This is a genomic window from Mesorhizobium sp. CA13 (assembly GCF_020165235.1).
Taxonomy (GTDB): Bacteria; Pseudomonadota; Alphaproteobacteria; order Rhizobiales; family Rhizobiaceae; genus Mesorhizobium.
Window position 1 is genome coordinate 108,477 of the sequence record NZ_JAIUHS010000015.1, and the last position, 15,070, is coordinate 123,546.

At 58.3% G+C, this 15,070-nt stretch carries 12 protein-coding genes; 8 read left to right on the forward strand and 4 right to left on the reverse strand.

The features are described from left to right. Positions 1–661 precede the first annotated feature (661 nt). Together LB566_RS26445 and LB566_RS26450 are read left to right on the forward strand one after the other, a co-directional pair. Positions 662–844 carry a hypothetical protein gene (locus LB566_RS26445; protein ID WP_224628813.1) on the forward strand — a complete coding sequence of 61 codons (183 nt, stop codon included), beginning with the start codon at positions 662–664 and terminating at the stop codon, positions 842–844. A gap of 92 nt (positions 845–936) precedes the next feature. Next, a complete protein-coding gene (locus LB566_RS26450; RefSeq protein WP_140554265.1) occupies positions 937–1,146 on the forward strand; it encodes a hypothetical protein in 210 nt (69 codons plus the stop codon). Positions 1,147–2,055: 909 nt separating this feature from the next. Here the strand turns inward: LB566_RS26450 and LB566_RS26460 are convergent. Next, a complete protein-coding gene (locus tag LB566_RS26460) occupies positions 2,056–2,382 on the reverse strand; it encodes a hypothetical protein (protein WP_140554263.1) in 327 nt (108 codons plus the stop codon). A 574-nt stretch (positions 2,383–2,956) separates the two neighbouring features. Here LB566_RS26460 and LB566_RS26470 point away from each other — a divergent pair. The 6 genes from LB566_RS26470 (at position 2,957) to LB566_RS30445 (ending at position 9,120) form a co-directional block, all read left to right on the forward strand. Beyond that, on the forward strand, positions 2,957–3,340 hold the full coding sequence (locus LB566_RS26470) for a hypothetical protein (protein WP_224628816.1): 384 nt from the start codon (positions 2,957–2,959) through the stop codon (positions 3,338–3,340). 219 nt (positions 3,341–3,559) lie between these two features. Continuing rightward, a complete protein-coding gene (locus LB566_RS26475) occupies positions 3,560–4,999 on the forward strand; it encodes an ATPase domain-containing protein (protein WP_224628819.1) in 1,440 nt (479 codons plus the stop codon). After that, positions 4,996–6,045, forward strand: a complete 1,050-nt coding sequence (locus LB566_RS26480) for a sensor histidine kinase (RefSeq protein ID WP_140554257.1) — start codon at positions 4,996–4,998, stop codon at positions 6,043–6,045. Before LB566_RS26475 ends, LB566_RS26480 begins: the two co-directional genes overlap by 4 nt. Positions 6,046–6,684: 639 nt before the next feature. Beyond that, positions 6,685–7,290: a YihY/virulence factor BrkB family protein gene (locus tag LB566_RS26485; RefSeq protein ID WP_318012877.1), complete on the forward strand. Its 606-nt coding sequence runs from the start codon at positions 6,685–6,687 to the stop codon at positions 7,288–7,290. A 487-nt stretch (positions 7,291–7,777) separates the two neighbouring features. Continuing rightward, entirely contained in the window at positions 7,778–8,602 is an 825-nt protein-coding gene (locus tag LB566_RS26490; protein WP_224628822.1) for a Ku protein, read from the forward strand. A gap of 392 nt (positions 8,603–8,994) precedes the next feature. Then, positions 8,995–9,120 (forward strand): hypothetical protein, encoded by a 126-nt coding sequence (locus LB566_RS30445; RefSeq protein WP_263493820.1) that lies wholly within the window; start codon positions 8,995–8,997, stop codon positions 9,118–9,120. Positions 9,121–9,558: 438 nt separating this feature from the next. Here LB566_RS30445 and LB566_RS26495 read toward each other — a convergent pair whose 3' ends face one another. From LB566_RS26495 to LB566_RS26505, 3 genes are all read right to left on the reverse strand, one after another. Then, positions 9,559–9,762, reverse strand: a complete 204-nt coding sequence (locus tag LB566_RS26495) for a CsbD family protein (RefSeq protein ID WP_224628825.1) — start codon at positions 9,760–9,762, stop codon at positions 9,559–9,561. Between the two features lie 1,290 nt (positions 9,763–11,052). Beyond that, positions 11,053–11,454, reverse strand: coding sequence for a response regulator (locus tag LB566_RS26500; protein WP_140554252.1), 402 nt, complete (start codon positions 11,452–11,454; stop codon positions 11,053–11,055). After that, positions 11,451–15,068, reverse strand: coding sequence for a CheR family methyltransferase (locus tag LB566_RS26505; protein ID WP_224628828.1), 3,618 nt, complete (start codon positions 15,066–15,068; stop codon positions 11,451–11,453). The genes LB566_RS26500 and LB566_RS26505 overlap by 4 nt, the downstream gene beginning before the upstream one ends. Positions 15,069–15,070 lie beyond the last annotated feature (2 nt).

The following is a 15,070-nucleotide window of genomic DNA, read 5'->3' on the forward strand; positions in this document are numbered from 1 at the left end:
GATGATTCGCTCCCGCTATGGAAAGGTGGCGGGCTTTTGCAGTCCGGTGGAACCCGATCTGATGACAATCGTTCTGTGCGGCAACATTTGCGCGATACCGTCTAGTCAGGGCAACGATGCGAGAAGGTCAACGGCTCACCGAGAAGGAAAGACGAGACAGAAAGGAGCGCACCTCGGATGCTGCGCGGGAACTGATGGAGGTCGAGCGCGTGGCGCGGGATGCGAAGGCAGCTCGGCTCCGGGAGCAGCGGTTGAAGGCTGAGATACCTTGCGCGAGACCAGCACCTAAGAACAAGCGCAAGAAGTAAGAACAAGCGCAAGAAGGCGGGGCGCTGATAGCGGCCTCACCCGCACGGCTCTTCGTTCGTTTGACCGATGCTGGAGATCCGGAGGATTTCAGAACTGAAGCGAAGGGGACTCTTACCAAACCTAAAAGTCCGTCCTGGAGCTTCTTTCCTGCTCGCTGGCTCCAGCTAGCGGTTTTTTCTTTCGGCCCGGAACGTCCAATGCCGTGAGAGGTTCGGCCTCTGGCCGATGCCCCTCCCTCCCTCCCGTTGCGTCGGCTCAATGGCCCGTCCCGGCTCACGCCGGGGCGGGCTTTTTTGTTTGCCCACGAAACGAAACCGCCTCCGGCAGGTTCGGAGCCCAAAGGAGGGTTCCGATGAGAGACAACGACAACGGACGCGAAGATGACAAGGGGCTTCAGTTTCTTGCTCGGAGGCTGGCTAAAGAGGTCGGCATCTCCGAATCGGAAGCGCTCGGCCTGATCAAGCTCATCGGTGCCGACTGGAATTCTTTGCTGCGCGAAGCCCGGTTCCTGAAAAATCCGCGTCGCCAGTCTTGATGGCGGCAGGCAGGGTCACAGCCCCGTGAAGCCCTTGCGCGGCCGGGGGGCTTACTGCATGTTTCGCCGTTGGGGCTTCCGGGAGAAAGATCATGCCAATTCAACGAAAAGCAGCTGAGGCCGGTATTTTCGACGAATCCGAGTTGGCACTGCTTGGGCGAGTCTTCGACAAGCTTAAGCTGGACGATCCATCGCCAGATGCGCGCGACTTGATTGCCTCCAGGATCATTGCAAATTACATGGCAGGTGTGGTCGATGAGGCCGAACTGGTCTTGCTTTCAAAGCAGCCGCTGGGTCGTTAGGGACGTCTGGCCAGGCTCTCCAATTCGGGCTCGGCGGGCTTGTTGGAGGGTGCACTGCGGTTGATGCTGTCCGCCTTCGGCTAGTCACGAAATACCTGGAACCAGAAGCGGAAATCGGGCGTTCGCCCGGCAAAGTGCGCTTCCAAGGCGCAGTAAGCAACAGCGGTCGTCGCATCAGGCCCATAAACGTCCCGGCAGCCTTTGCAGCGGAAGCGCGGTCGACAATATCCGACAACATCAACCCGCGGTGGCATTAATGTCGTTCTTACTCCGGACGGTCAATGAGTGCCCTCAGCTTCGCTGGCAACTTAACGTTTCACCAGGCGCACCCAATCGATCGCAATCAGGGTTCCAAAGCGCCACAGCGACCTTGCCTTTATCGATCCTGGCAACATCGTCTGTCAACTCAAGATGAGTGGAACCTAAAATCTCCCGGCAGCTTGTTGCGGGATAGACGACCGAACGAACCCTGAAAAGATGGTGCCTCCGCCGCCGCCAAGATGGCAGAACGGCAGAGGCATTTGATAGCGGCTTCAGCCTTTGTGGTTGGGGTTTGCGCGCTGACCGTCTGGTGGTTGTTCTCTCGATGAACCAATTTCCTTCACAAATGGATATCAAATAATATCCCCGAGACAGTCGGTGCGGACGTCATCTCGATTGCCGAACTCACCCAGAAGCTTTTTGCGGATGCGAAAGCCTTGGCATCAGCAGCGCAGAAATCTGGGAAGACACCGTTAGCGTGTACAACACAATCCTTGATGCGAAAGTACACTATGAGGCCGGCATGGCGGACTGAGGGGGAGCGTCTAGCCTTCCGTTTCGATTGCTCCTGGGCGGAGCCGCCGTCTCAGGCCCGCCATTTTCTACATCCCGGGTCCTGAGCGCTTTCGGCGAGTTCCGGGTTCTCGATCACTTGTTGCAGTTTTGTGTTGGCGATGTGGTCGCACCACTGGCCGTGTTGTTGTCAACGTCGTTACCTGCGGAATCCTTGCAACGATCGTTCATCCCGTTAGGGCCTGTCGTCGTCGAGTTCGTCGAGTTCGTCGAATCCGGATCGGTGTTCACTGTACCGGTACCAGCGCCGTTGACGCTTGCGCCACCATTCACGGTTGCACCACCATTGGCACCACCGCTACCACTGGCATTGCCGCCTGTACTTGTCCCATTCGACTGCGCCAATGCGGAACCGGCTAGGGCGATACCCAGCAAGGACGCGGCTAGAACTTTCTTCAGCATGGAGGCCTCCTTATTTGAATCGCTGAATTGCGATCACTTCCGAACGAGGGTTATTGCTGATTGTTCCCAGTGAAATCGATCGTGATCGCGCCTACGGGTTCTGTGAATTCGGCCGTCCAGGTCCAGCCGACGGTGCACCACCGATCGAACCAGCTTTACATTCGCTCGTCAAAATAGGATTATTTTCTTGGGTGGGGCGACTCTTGAAAAGGTGTCACGATGGCTAGAAGGAGACTTTCCAAGCAGCTTTCACAGGCTGAGATCGAACGCTTCTTGGCAGAGGCTGAACGGCTTCACAAGAGCATTGTCCAGCCGCTTCTGTCGCCTACAAGCGATCACTACCGGGCACTCCAGCGCACCCATGAGGCGTTGCTAAAGACGGTGAAGGATATTACCGGGGAGGATGCACCGTTCATTAGATGGAATGGGACCGGACCGGTGCAGCCTCCTACGGCACTTTAAAGGGGAGGACCGACCAATCTCGCCAGGGTACAACGGCGCCCAGAACCGGCCCGACGGAACATTAGCCGCCTCTAAAGGTTGCATGCTTGCGGCAGGTGGTGCCCAGCACCACATGCTGAAGATCGGGACTCCGATCGGCCCGCGCTCACCGGCAAAGTGGCGCGGGTTTTCACTGACCAAGGGAAGAGATGACCGTAAAGCCTTCCATCACGTACATTGTCAGCGTTTTCGAGAGGGCGCATTGGCGAACGATTTTGCCAGCAGACTTGGTATGCTCGAGCCGGAGGAAATCTCCCAACTTCAGCAGATTTTTGAGTACGCGTGCAGCTTGCTCGGCCACGACCCTCACTCGCTGGAAGCGGAACACATTGCCCTGAAGATAGCGTCCTACCAAGCCGGAACGCTTGAAAAAGACGCTTTCCTGGACTCCCTGAAGGCCAGAACCGCAGCGATCAACAGCGCTCAACTTACAGTGATCCCGAGGCCGGATTCTTAACGGCAGTTCGGAACTACGGGTCCGGCTCGACGTTATTGCCACGTTTTTGAAGGGCGTTGGGGGAACATAACGACAGACAAGCCTAGTCTCCGGAAGTTTGCCTCCTATAAAAGTCTGCGTACAGAATTTGACTGATTGGCTATCGCTCGACAGACAGTTCTCTGTCGAAAACTGACGTTGCGGGCCAGCGGCCAGCAACTGCTAAAGGTGAAGGCAGACATGGCAGAACGAAAGAAGCAGCCCGTTGTAAGTTCTGGGATTGACGGCCTTGATGAGATTCTTCGAGGCGGATTGCCAGCCTCTAACCTTTACATCGTGCAGGGCGATCCAGGTGCGGGTAAGACGACTGCTGCTTTGCAATTCTTGCGTGCCGGCGTGGCGGCGGGAGAACGCTGCATTTACGTCAGTCTCTCGCAGACAGCCTCTGAGCTCCAGGCGATTGCATTTTCGCACGGCTGGACACTTGATGGAATTCGCGTCGAGGAATTGTCTGCCTCCGAGGCAGTGAGCGATGCAGCCGACCAGACAATCTTCCAGACCGCCGACCTTCGGCTGGATGAAACACGAAAGGCCATTGAAAGCGCGATAGAGGAATACAAGCCACACAGGCTGGTCTACGACTCGCTTCTTGAAATCCGACTGATCACCGGCGATACACCAAGATTTCGCCGCGAGCTCATTGGCTTCAAGGCCTTCCTGGCTAGGCGAGGCATCATAGCGCTGCTCCTTGATACACAGACAAATGGCGGCGATCATAACGGCGAGGAAATCGAGGGGATCGCTCACGGCGTCATCCGGCTTGATAAATCGCTTGAGGATTACGGTGCCGTGCGCCGACGCATCGAGGTCAGCAAAATGCGCGGCGTGCCTTTCGCCGACGGTTATCACGACATGGCCATTCGCGAGGGCGAAGGCATTGTTGTGTTTCCGAGGATCGTGCCCGGATCCGGAGCCGAAATTGCCAAGCCACAACTGATAAAGTCCGGGGTCGAGGCTCTCGACGAGATGTTTGGTGGCGGTCAGGAATCTGGGACGATAACGCTCGTCATCGGCCAGTCAGGCACCGGAAAATCAACGATGTCATCCCTCTACGCAACAGCGGCGTTGCAGCGAGGCGAAAGCGTCGCGCTGTTTCTATTCGAGGAACGGTTGGAGACGTTCTTTCGACGCTCCGAAGGCTTGGGCATGGACCTCCGCCAGTTCCACAAAGATGGCCAGCTTGTCATTTATGATTTCAGCCCGAACGAGATCTCGCCTGGCGAGTTTGGCCAAATCGTGCAGCAGGTCGTCGCCCGCAACAATATACGCGTCGTGGTGATCGATAGCTTCACCGGCTATCTGAATTCACTGCCTCACCGCGAGAAGGCCGTGCTGGATATCCAGTCTCTGTTAAAGCATCTCGCGCGTGCGGACGTGCTGACAATGCTCATTGTAGCGCAGCATGGATTGTTGGGACAGAATGTCGGCATTGATGTGGACGTCAGCTTTCTCGGCGACACAGTGCTCCTGCTTCGGATGTCCGAGCATGAGGGTCGGCTCAGGCGCAACATCACCGTCGTTAAGAAGCGCCACGGCCCGCATGATCTCGATGTTCGAGAGCTTTTCATCGCAAGTTCGGGCGTCACAGTCGTTGCCTACAATCCCCTGCCCGAGACGTGAGTGACATCAAGCAAAACGGACTGGGTAGGCTTGATTGGGTCCTCATCTTGGCGCCCTACCGCAAGGATGCCGCCTACCTGGCCGCATTGCTGCAAGAGCGTGGCGTGCAAGCCAAAGCGGCAAGCGCGGCCGATTTCGAGGATTTTCTTTCGGAGTTCCCCGGAGTGCTTGTCGTTACCCATGAGGCGCTCAATCCAGCTGTGATCGCTGTCATTGCCAGATTTCTGCAAGACCAGCCAAATTGGTCGGAGATCCCCATTGTCGTCTTACTCGATCGCGTAGCACCCCAATCGCGCATCCTAGCGACGCTGAGCGCCGCCTGGCCGCGCTCACGCCAGATATTCTATCAGCGCCCGGTGGCCGCATTGGAGCTGATAAGCGGCATACAGTCGGCACTTCTCACCAGGTTCCGTCAGCGTGAGGTCCGCGACTACCTCGAGCGGGAAACAGAACTGCGGCTGGAGCTAAATCACCGCGTAAAGAACATCCTCGCAAGCGTGCTGTCCATTTTCGAGATGACGCGGCGCGGCGCTGTCTCGGCAGACAGTCTCGCCGAGGATTTCAGAGGTCGATTGACCGCCCTGTCAAACGTTCACTCAGCGGTTTTCCTTGCAGGTGGCGAGGCGGTGTCGTTAGCAGCCGTCGTGGATTCGACCCTCGCTCCCTACCGATCGGATGGACAAACTGCCATTGCTGTTGAGGGGTCTGAAGTCTTGGTTTCGCGCGAGGCCGGTACAACCTTGGCCCTCTGCCTGCATGAACTTGCGACGAACGCCATTAAATATGGTGCCTTGTCCCAACCGACAGGTAATATACTACTGAAGTGGGAGTTGTCTTCAAATGTTGACCCAACACTGACTTTAAGTTGGATAGAATCCGGAGGGCCGCCAGTCGTCGAGCCTTCCCAGAAGGGCTACGGCACGCGCTATATGCGTTCGGCTCTGGCCGGTATGTTCGGAGAACCTCCTGAGTTTATCTTCGCTGTAGGCGGCCTGCGCTGCACCATTCGTGGACCGCTTTCTCGTTTTTCGCAAACATCTCGGTAACTTCCGTTTGCCCTTCGGCGACCACCCGCAAGGGCTAAGGCGATCCTCGATCGACGTGTCGGGCGGCTATGCCGATCCGTCGGAAAAAGCCTGAACCGGTGTCCTGAGCATAAAAGCTCGGAGCGCCGCAAGAATCCGGCAAAGTGTTTTGCCGGAGAAGTAACGGAATGACGATGGGCAGGAAGGTGCGCACTCCAGTTACTTGCGTACGCCTTTCCGGCCATGGATCACGGCAGCTGCGTCAGGGAGCAAGAGCGCTGGATCCAGGAATTCTCCGGCCAACGAGATGAGACGAGGCGGCAGGAGTCTTGTGTTCCGGAAGGCGGCAGTCCGAACACCGATTTGAGAACGAGAAACGAGAACCTGCTCGCAGTGACTCGCAAAGCACGGCTCTGCGGGCTGGTGCTGTGTTCTATGTGTGGCGCGATGGCGGCAGGAATGCGACACCGGCCGAAAAGTTAAGGTGCTCTCAACAATATTGCACGGTAATGCTCACTCTGGGGTACTTCTCAAGTATAGAATTGAGTCGCGGGAGGAATGGATGAGCGTATTAGCCGTCCGTAATACTGAGGCGGAGAGGCGACATGTTAGAATTGCACGATCGCGAGGCGGCCTATCGGCTTTCTGGATCTGGTGTAGGTGCTGGACAATCTGGCTTCGACGAGCTTGGAAATCCGAGCGTCAACAGCGCGGGCTTGGATGCTGATGGTATCGCTGGCGGCAAGCGCAGCGATCACCGCGCTAAGCGAAGTCATCAATCACCACCTGCCGTTCGGCGAACTGGTGCTCAGCACGGTCAACACGGTTGGCTCTTTCTTGCTAATTGGGCTGCTCTTCGCAGCGATCTACAAGGTCTTGCCGGATCGCACGCTCAAATGGCGCGATGTTGCCGTCGGGTCGGTGGTCACTGCGTTGCTGTTCACCATCGGCACGTCGCTGATCGGCTGGTATATCGGAACCAGCGCGATAGCGATTTCCTACGGAGCGGCAGGCGCGCTGATGGTGGTGCTGCTTTGGGTCTATTATTCAGCGCAGATCTTCCTCTTCGGTGCAGAAATTACGCGCGCTTACTCGGTCAGGCGTGGAAGCCGACCAGACCTTGCGCCGATAGTGGTGTTGAGCGGCAACAAGATAGATACGCCGCGCCGGCCTGAAGTGCATGACGGCGAGATCGCCGCGTGGATTGTCGTAAGCAGCCTGATCACCGCGCTGGTCTCGCAATTGTGGTGGCGAAAGCAGGATTGACGCCGCGCGGGGGCACCGTTGCAAAAAGCGAAAGCCGTAGCATCTTGATCCAGCCCCATATGGGCGCGACACTATTGAGGATAACAGGGTCCCGGCCGCAGGAGCAAGGCGAAGGTTATCCGTGCTGTCCGGCAGCCTTGATCCGTGGAGCGCGGCGCGGTCGTCCCGCGCGTTTGGACGCTCGACGCCTGTGGCTTTGGCAGAAGGAGTCGGTCTGCCACAGCGGGAGGCTCGGCACATAGCGCGGGCCCGCGCTGTGCTCCGGCATTCAGGTCCCGTGGGGAGGACTTAGGCGGTGCGAAGGCACTGTTTCGTTACCCTCGGACCTGCAAATCGGGGCCTTGGTCTCAGCCCTGAAACATAAGCCCATCTAACGGTATGGAAAGCCGCACCATCCGCGATCGCGTGCGTCGATGCTGATCAGGCGGGCGGAACGGAACGATCCGGCTGACGTTTGTGCCAAGGATCGGCGCGACAGGAGGACTGCATGGTGGCCCCACGAGCAGTTTGGAAAGGGTTTCTAAAAGTCGGGTCCGTGTCGTGCGGAGTGAAGCTTGTGGGTGCAACCAGCGAGGCGTCGAAAATCCACTTCAAGATTTTGAATCGGAAAGATGGATTGCCCGTCAAGGCTGCCTATGTTGACGAAGACACGGGCGATGTCGTCGATAGCGAAAACCAAGTCAAAGGCTATGAGGCAGACGCGGGCGATTTCATAAAGGTCGAACCGGACGAGATCAAAAAGCTCAAGATGACGTCTGAGCACACGCTTGAGGTCGACGAGTTTGTCGCCATCAAGGATATCGACACGCGCTACCTGGAAAAACCTTATTACCTGATCCCTGCCGACGGCGCCTCCACCGAGGCCTTCTCAGTGCTGCGCGAAGCGATGGCCAAGAAGGGTGTGGCGGCGCGGTCCTGCGTGGTGCTGTACCAACGCGGGCGCGAAGTCGTGATACAGCCATATGGCAAGGGAATGCTGCTCACCGAGTTGCGGACCCATGACGAGATGATCTCGGAAGACACGGTATTTGAAGATCTGAAAAGCCATGAATACGATCAGGACCTGCTCGAAATTGCGGGCCTGCTGATCGACAAGAAAGTGACCAAGTTCGATCCGTCGAAATTTGAAGATACCTACGAGGATGCGCTCATCGCGTTAATCGACGCAAAGCGCAAGGGCAAGCAGCCGCCCAAACCGGTTCCCCCGCCGAAGGAGAACGTTATCGATCTGGCGTCGGTTCTCCGCAAGAGTCTCGCCAAGGAAGGCATCAAGGACCGTCCCAAAGCCAAGGCCGGACGCAAATCAGCATAGTCGCAGCTTCACTGCCGCTCAAGGTCCCGTCCACCAGACTGAACTCGATCTGCCTCAGGCCGACGACATCGGCATCAACGATCCGGCGAGCGACCCCGACGATGCCATCGAGCTCGCCTCGATGGCGTTCGGGTCTGCGCCGGCCGGACCGAAAGGCGGGCCTGTGTTCAATTCGCTCCGAAAGGCCGGCAATTCGGTAAAAAGAAACGCTGCCTCGTTCCGGCTGCCGCGTTTTTCGAGTTCACCGGCACGAAACACCCGAAGGCGAAGCATCGCTTACGCTTAACGGCCCACCGTTCCTTGCGGTTACTGGATTTTGGCGGGAAGGCCGTCGGCAACAAGCCGCCGACCTTCACCAGTGACGACCGACCTCGGCCCAGAGGTCGCACCAGGTGGTAGCACTTCAGCCGGAGAATTGGACGGCGTGGATCAATCTCACCGGGCCCGAGGCCGAGCTTTTGCGGGCGCTTCCCGCCGGATCGCTCGCGGTGGAGACGGTGCGCCTCAAGCGCTCGTGACTCAGTTGCGCAAGGATCTCGGGAACGCTCAGTAGCGCAAGATCGAGGATGCGCTTGTATTCTTCGGTTCGTCGACGGACACCCGTCACACCGCCGTTCTCTCGGTCGGTCCTTGGATGCCGCCGGATCCGAAGCAATGCAGCCGCCATTGCCGTCGGGCACACCGCCGAGCAGCTTGTGGGTCATGACAGAAGTCCGCGATCCAGGGAGGTTTCGATCAAGGCATAGTCATCTGGGAAAGCGACCTGATGCGGTCAACAGCGCTCGATGTTAGATGGGGCAGGGGCCCAGCTGGGTGGGAAAGCGGCATATAGGCGACAGCTACCGACTAACGAGGTCTTTAGCCAATCGAAGGCCCTGTCGGTCAGCCGGCCCGAAGATCACCACTCAAAAAGGGCGCTGCGGTGTGACAGCGCCATATTTGATCTGAAACGATCCCTACCAGCCCTGCCGACCATACCAGTCGTCGACATCCCTACGAACACGATCCTTCTCGATGCCATAGCGTTCCTGAATCTTGCCTTCGAGCTGGTCGCGGTTGCCGGCAATTCGGTCTAGATCGTCGTCTGTGAGCTTGCCCCACTGTTCCTTGACCTTGCCTTTGACCTGCTTCCAATTTCCTTCGATGCGGTTCCAGTCCATGGTCTTTGACCTCCCTTAGTTTCGGGTGAAATTGAAACGGGCGGCAGGCTCGGGGGTTCCGATCAGATCAATCGGATACCAAGGGATCGATTACCTATTTTGATGATCAATAGCTGCGGGATCGCGCCGGATAGCAACAGCACCAGAGTATTGGGTGACATAGCGCCCCCTCGGACGGCGCGGCGTACGCTCTTCGGTTGGCGTTACCCGTCAACGGCTGCGGCGTGCAGGGGAAGTCTACATATTAGAGGCACTTCTGTATTGGAGCGGAGGCGGCCTGGTTGAAAGCTTCGGCGCCTTGCCGACGATGGGGCGATCCGCGAGCATTTTGGCGATAGGTGTCGTTTTGGGTTGCGAAGCGACCGCACGCCGACGGTTCAAGATCGCACCCATTAATTTTCTAACGTCCAAAGACATGATGACCTCCCATAATCATCAGCCCCTCCGCATACCCACACTATGCGCTTGCCGAGCATCCTGCATGCAAAATTGTGGTCCCGGTGAGCTTTTTTTCGCCACGCGTCATTCAACAGTCCTCAAGCACGCCACCCGGCCACTCTTGGTTGCCGTCGAGGCGCGGGTCTCTTTCAGCCTTCACAAGATGCCAACGAGAGTTTCACCATTGCCTGGAGAGGCTAAGCCACCTCATCGTTGCTGGTATCCGTAGGGGTGATGAACGGCTGTTTGAACCCGGCCGCCTGATGCGAGGAAGCCCGCGCCTCCGGCGGGAGGACGCGGGCCGATCGAGAGCCGATCTTCGACAGACATCGGAGGGCGATGTCAGTCGCTAACCTAAAATAATTAGAAAGCTCTAACGTTCCAAGCGAGATGTTTGACGGCTGGCTTCGGACCCTGCGCGTGGTCGACTAATGCCTTGTGGAAGGCCCAAACGCCGAATTCAGCCGGTTGCTGACATTCAGTCAGCCTTCATCCACAGCACCTGTTTAACTGAATCTTCGGCGGGAACGGGCAGACGTCGACATTCGTTGTACCATGCCCGCAGGCGACCGGCGCAATGCACACTGGCGTTCTGGCGCGTGAGTCGACCGACTGAGCCCGCTACCTGCAATCCCCCAGGGCCTGAATTTCTCGGTCAAGGTCTGACACGCGGGGTTGCCGGCGCCGCTCCGTTTGAAGACACCCTTGCCACCGCCCTGAACCAAACTTCGACGACAGCAACGGAGTACGCGGCGCGCCATGCCGACATTTCTCGTCCCCTTTGAAACATCTTGGCTGTGCCAAACGATAGGATCTCGCGCGGAAGCAGCATGGTCGGACGGATCGCCTCGTTCAGAGGCGTCCTCTGGGGGATTCCGCTTCTTTGTCCTGAAATTGCGCAACGGCGCTTGTCAGCGCCTTCTCGGAAACGGGCTTCGACAACTTCGGGATTTGCTTGAACGCCTCGGGAATAATTGTCACGCTGTCATAGCCGGTCAGAAAAAGAAACGGAATACCACGCGAAGCGAGCAATTCCGCTATCGGGAAACTCTGTTCCCCGGCGAGATTGACATCGAGCACGGCACCGTCCAGCGGAACGCTGTCTATCTTTTCCAGTGCCTGTTTCACCGATGAAGCAGGGCCGATCACCTCGCATCCCGATTCCATCAACTGGTCGGAAAGGTCCATTGCGATCAGAAAGACATCCTCTACGACGAGGACGCGAAGGCCACGCAAAGGGAACTGGTCATTCATGCAATGGTCCGGAACGGAAGCGACGTATCGCTTCTCGTGCCCGTGCTGGAAAGCGGAATTTTCAAAAGGCAAACCAAGCCCGTTTTCCTGAACTGCAAATCGGCGCTTCCGCCCAACTCATATTCCAAACTCTGCTGAATGAATGTCGTTCCGAAATTCCTCTTGATCGATTCCTCCACGGCCGGCCCGTCGATTTCTTTCCAGGAGACAGACAGGGGACCGTCGGGCTCTCCGATGCGCCAGTCGATCTCGACGCGCCCGTTCTCGACAGCGAGCGCTCCGTATTTGGCGGCATTGCTCGCAAGCTCGAAGAACACCATTCCCAAAGTCCCGGCAGCACTCGCATCAAGCTGGAACGGAGCGCCTTCCAGGATAACATTCCGCTGACGGTCGGCCGCATAGGGAGCGAGCGTTGTCCGCAACAGTTCCTTGAGGTCCGTGCCCCCCCAGTTATGCCGCGACAGGAGTTCGTGGGTGCGCGCCATCCCCTGAAGGCGTTCCTGAAAGGCGGTTGAGAAATCGGCTATCGAATGGGAGGAGCGCACCATGCGGGAGGTCAGGGCGGCGACCGTGGCGAGGATGTTCTTTACCCGGTGCTGCAATTCGTGCAGCAGTCTTTCCTGGTTGCGCTCGGCCTGCTTGTGACGCGATATGTCGACCACGGTGCTGATCGCCCCGCGAACTTTTCCAGCTTCGTCGAACAGTGGAGTCGCGGAAACCATGACGTCTACACCGACGGCGCCCGGTTTCTCGATGCGCGCCTCGTACTGCGCCACCGCCTCGCCCGTCCGGATCGCCGTTGCCAACGGCTGATTCACGGCTTGCACGGCCTTTCCCTGCCTTGTAACGTCGAAGCCACCCGGTATCGACGTCAGCTTGGCGCCGCTCAACGGTTCGCCAACCAGTTCAGCGGCGCGTTGATTGACCCGAAACTCTTGGCGATCGCCATCTTCGGCAATGACGATGCCCACGGGCACGAGATCCAGCAGCGTTTCCAGGCTTTCGATCCGGTTGCGCAGATCATGAGTCAGCGCGTCGATCTTCTCCTCCGCGCGGGCGATCTTCGTAACGTCGACGAAGGTGACGACCACGCCGGCGATGACATTGTCGAGCGTGCGGTATGGCAGCACGCGCATGATGTAGCGGGTGTTGCTCTCGGCGGTTTGGACCTGCCGCTCGATCGTGCCGAGCCGCCGCAGCACCTGCTCGATATCGGCCTGGAGGCCGTCGGCGGGGAATCGGGGGCGAACATGCGCAAGCGGCCGGCCCACATCGCTTTCGACGAGCCGGAACAGATCCCTGGTCGCCGGAGTGAAGCTTTTGATGGAGAGATCCCGGTCCAGGAAGATGGTTGCGATCTGCGTGCTTTCCAGCAGGTTCGCTATGTCGTTGTTGGCGCGGCTAAGCTCGTCGACACGGATATTGAGCTCCGAATTGACGGTCTGCAGTTCCTCGTTGATCGATTGCAGCTCTTCCTTCGAGGTCTCCAGCTCTTCGTTGGACGACTGGAGTTCCTCATTGATGGAGGACAGTTCCTCATTGGAGGATTTCAGTTCCTCATTGGAGGATTCCAGCTCTTCCGTGGTGATCTGAAGCCGCTCCCTGGTCTCTCGGAGTTCCTTTTCGAGTTGGCTGACATTCGCGCTTTCTACATCCGCGGTGAGGTGCGCAGACCCGCTTTCGGCGTCCGGCTTCAGGTCGCCGACATCCCTGAACACCAGCATGTAAAGCGGATCGGACGCGTCATGCGGCGGAAGCGGCTGCACGACCAGGCTGATAGTCTGGTCGCCGCCATTGGTGGCGATCGTGATGTTGTTCTGGAGCGACACCTGTCCCGTGTTGACCGATTTATGCAGGCCGGCCCGAAGGTCCATTCGCAGGCCGCGCCGCGCCATTGCGAAGATGTTGTGATCGGGAGCGCCGGCCGCCAGTTCAAGGTATTTTCCGGTACTGGCTGAACTGTGCACCAGTTCCCCAGCCGCGTTGACCACGACATAGGCAGGAGAATACCGGTCGAGAAGCAGGCGCTCCGCGCGCTCATGCGCTCCTCCTCCAGCCACCGTAGAGCGCGCCTGCTGGGGTGCACGCCGCGGGGCCGCAGCAAGGGGAAATTCCGGCAGTTTTTGGGCCATGCCTCCGCGCCTTTGGAAAATGCGACTTGGCTTGTCAATGGTGGCGAACAGGCGCGCGTGGCGGGTGACGTTTTCCGAAGAGCCGAGAAAGAGGTAGCCGTCCTGGCGCAGCGCATAGTGAAATAGCGGGATGATCTTTTCCTGCAATTCGGACCTCATATAGATGAGGAGGTTACGGCATGAGATGAGGTTGAGTCGCGAAAAGGGCGGGTCGCGCAACAGATTGTGCACTGAAAAAAGGCACATTTCCCTCAGTTCGGAGGCAACCCGGTACGTTCCATCCTCCTGCGAGAAGAACTCCTTCAACCGCTTCGGCGACACGTCCGTAGCGATGGCCGCCGGATACCGGCCTGCACGTGCTACTTCCAGCGCGCGCTCGTCGATATCGGTCGCGAATATCTGCAGTTTGGGCGATGCCGTGCCCCGGAGCGCGTTCTCCCGCAGCAGCATGGCTATTGAATAAGCTTCCTCTCCGGTGGCGCAGCCCGGCACCCATACCCTTATCGTTTCGTCGGGTTTCAGGTCCTCGAAAAGCTTCGGCACGACGAGGCGTTCCAGCGCTTGGAACGCCTGCGGATCGCGAAACAAGTTGGTCACGCCGATCAAAAGGTCCTGGAACAGCAGATCGATTTGCTGTGGCTCCTCCCGCAAACGTTGGTAGAACGCGGTCGGATCGTCGATCTGTAACACCTGCATCCGGCGCTGAATGCGTCTCAGTATCGTGTTATCCTTGTAGCCGCTAAAATCGTGACCGGTGCGGGCGCGAAGCAGGCCGGCGATCCGGGAGAGCTGTTCGGAGACATCGCGCTTGCGGCGGTCCCCTTCACCATCGGCCGCGACGCGGCTGGCGTGCCGGAAATAGTCCATCAGCTTGGCAGCCATGTCCTCCGCCGGCACGACCATATCGACCTGGCCGGCATCAACGGCGCTGCGCATCATGCCATCGTATTCGGCTGCCTCCTGCGCCAGCGTAAGTCCGCCATGCTCCTTGATGGCTCTCAGCCCAATGGTGCCGTCGCTGCCGGTACCGGAGAGAATAACCGCGGCAGCGTTTTCCCCCTGGTCTTCGGCAAGCGAAATGAAAAAGTCGTCGATCGGGGTTCGCCGAGCGTGGCTGCCCGCCATCTTCACCATATGGAAGTGGCGGCCCTTCACGGTCACTGAGACGCCCGGGGGGATGACATAAATCCTGTTCGGCCCGATGGCGGAGCCCTCGATTGCCGTCTGGGTCTCGATGGAGGTGCAGTGCTGAATGATGCTCGCAAGCACGCTCTCGTGCTCGGCGTCCAGGTGCTGGATTACCACATAGGCAAGCCCACCGTCGGGCGGAACATTGGGAAAGAAGCTTTTGAGTGCTGCTATTCCACCTGCCGACGCGCCGATGGCGACGATTGCGAAGGAAGCGCTCGGCTGCGCCGCGGATGCGCCGTTGAACTCAGTCCTCGAAGCCGCTTGCGTCGCCTTGGTCGGCCGTTGCGTCATTT